General features: G+C 65.6%; 1 protein-coding gene. It reads right to left on the bottom strand.

The features are described from left to right. Positions 1-20: 20 nt before the first annotated feature. Complete coding sequence (locus ACWEQL_RS42430; RefSeq protein ID WP_452156977.1) at positions 21-1,349, bottom strand: IS630 family transposase; 1,329 nt, start codon at positions 1,347-1,349, stop codon at positions 21-23. Positions 1,350-1,422: the final 73 nt, after the last annotated feature.

The following is a 1,422-nucleotide window of genomic DNA, read 5'->3' as shown; positions in this document are numbered from 1 at the left end:
CTAGTGTCTTGCGCCGTAAATCATGAGGGTGAGTTTTGCTCTGATGCCGGGCCTGTCGGGTTGATTTTGGTGAGGTAGTCGGCGAGGGATTTGAGGATCTCGTCAACGGTCTTGGTCCAGGTGAAAGGCCGAGGGTTGTCGTTCCAGGTCGAGATCCAGGCCCTGATGTCGTTCTCGAGGGCCTGGACGGAGGTGTGGACGCCGCGGCGGAGGAGTTTGTCGGTGAGGAGGCCGAACCAGCGCTCGACCTGGTTGATCCAGGATGAGCCGGTCGGGGTGAAGTGGACGTGGAAGCGGGGGTGCTTCGCGAGCCAGGTGCGGATCTCGGCGGTGTTGTGGGTGGCGTAGTTGTCGCACACCACGTGGACGTCGAGGTCTCGCGGCACGGCCTTGTCTATCGTGACCAGGAACTTCTTGTACTCGATCGCCCGGTGACGGCGGTGGAGTTCACTGATGACGGTGCCGTCGGCGATGTTGAAGGCGGCGAACAGGCTGGTGATGCCGTGCCGCAGGTAGTCGTGGGTGCGGCGCTCGGGCATGCCGGGCATCATCGGCAGCACCGGCTGGGAGCGGTCCAGCGCCTGGATCTGGGACTTCTCGTCGACGCAGAGCACGACCGCCCGCTCGGGCGGGTTGTGGTAGAGCCCGACGACGTCGACGACCTTGTCCACGAACTGCGGGTCGGTGGACAGCTTGAAGCTGTCCTGCAGGTGGGGCTTGAGATCGAACTTCTTCCAGATCCGCCCGATGGTCGACTTCGACAGCCCGGTGCGAGCGGCCATGGAGGTCCGCGACCAGTGGGTGTCGTTGCCCGGCGTGGACTCCAGGGTCGCGGCAATGACGTCCTCGACCTGGTCGAGCAGGATCGACGGCGGCCGGCCAGGTCGGGGCTCGTCCTGCAGACCGTCGAGGCGCTTGGCGATGAAGCGGGCCCGCCAGCGCTCCACCGTCGACTCGTCGATGCCCAGGTCCACCGCGGCCTGCTTGTTGGTCCCACCCTCCGCACACCGCAGCACGATCCTGGCCCGCAGGGCCAGATACTGCGCGGTCTTCGCCCGCCTCACCCAGCGCACCAACTGGTCCCGTTCGGCATCGCTCAGGACCAGATCGGTCTTCGGCCGGCCGATCCGGCCCGCGTCCTGCAGACCGGCCAGCCCCTCGGCCGCGAACTTACGACGCCACTTGCCCGCCGTCTTGGCCTGGACACCAACATGCCCTGCAACAGCGGCATTCGACATGCCGTCAGCACACGCCAGAATGATCCGGGCCCGCTCGGCAGCTCTCCGATCCCACGCCGCAGCACGACGCACCAACTCGGCACGCTCGTCCTCGGACAACGTGATCGACACGGCGGAAGGCCCAGGATGTGACACCCGAAAAGGGTAGCAACTTACCCTCGTGATTTGCGGTGCAAGACACTAG

This window comes from Kitasatospora sp. NPDC004240 (assembly GCF_053603215.1).
The sequence above is the reverse complement of the archived record's forward strand: the minus strand, read 5'-3'. Positions and strand labels throughout refer to the sequence as shown.